At 69.1% G+C, this 1,203-nt stretch carries 1 protein-coding gene; it reads left to right on the forward strand.

The genetic code is table 11. The features are described from left to right. Positions 1–37 precede the first annotated feature (37 nt). On the forward strand, positions 38–1,203 hold a 1,166-nt coding region (locus tag Q0066_RS14875; protein ID WP_298134299.1), incomplete at its 3' end, for a cobalamin-dependent protein.

The raw sequence follows: 1,203 nt of genomic DNA on the forward strand, positions 1-1,203 counted from the left end.
TCTCGACAAGCTCGACCAACGGTGAGTCAATGAAGTCATGAAGTCCCCGCCGGTGCGGATCGTCACCGCAGCAGCCCTTTTCGATGGACACGACGCCGCGATCACCGTGATCCGGCGGGTGTTGCAGGCGCGTGGGGCCGAGGTCGTCCATCTGGGCCACGACCGGTCGGTCGAAGATGTGGTGAACGCGGTGATCGACGAGGACGCGCACGGGGTCGGGGTGTCGTCCTATCAGGGCGGACACCTGGAGTACTTCGGTTATCTGGTCGACCGGCTCGCCGAGCTGGGCTCGGACGCCAAGGTGTTCGGCGGCGGCGGCGGGGTGATCGTCGCCGACGAGATCGAGGCGCTGGCCGCCAAGGGCGTCACCATCTACAGTCCGGGGGCCGGGCAGCGGCTCGGCTTGATGGGCATGGCGGACGAGGTGATCGCCGCCTGTCGCGAGGTGCAGAGATCTCGACACGCTCGCTCTGCGGTGGGCGAGGAGTCCCTCGGCACCGGTCTGCCGCGCGCGATCAGCGTTCTGGCTGAGGGTGGACAGCTCGACCTGCCGGACGTCCGTCCGCCGGTGCTGGGCATCACCGGCACCGGCGGCTCGGGCAAGTCGTCACTGACCGACGAGTTGCTGTTGCGGTTCCGGCGGCACGCGCCGGAGGTGCGGATCGCGGTGCTGGCGATCGACCCGACCGCACGGCGCGGCGGTGCGCTGCTCGGCGACCGGATCCGGATGAACGCCCTGGACGGCGTCTACTTCCGGTCGCTGGCCACCCGAGGTGCGGCCGGCGGCATCCCGAAGGGCCTGGACGACATGATCCGGGCCTGCGGGGCCGATCACGATCTGGTGATCGTGGAGACCCCGGGCATGGGGCAAGGGGACGCCTCGATCGCCGACCATGCCGACGTCGTGCTGTATGTGATGACGCCCGAGTACGGTGCCTCGACCCAGCTGGAGAAGATCGCCGCGCTCGAGGTGGCCGACCTGGTCGCGATCAACAAGTACGACCGGCGCGGTGCCGAGGATGCCCGGCGCGATGTCGGACGCCAGTTGATTCGCAACCGGGGTGCGTTCGGGGAGTCCTGGAGGGACCAGCCGGTGATCGGGACCATCGCGTCGCGGGTCAACGACGACGGGGTGAACCGGTTGTTCGAGCGGCTGTGTGTGTTGCTGGCCGCGGCTGGGGTCTCGACAAGCTCGACCAGCGG

The organism is Micropruina sp., assembly GCF_027492755.1.
In the GTDB taxonomy this organism is placed as follows: Bacteria; Actinomycetota; Actinomycetes; order Propionibacteriales; family Propionibacteriaceae; genus Micropruina.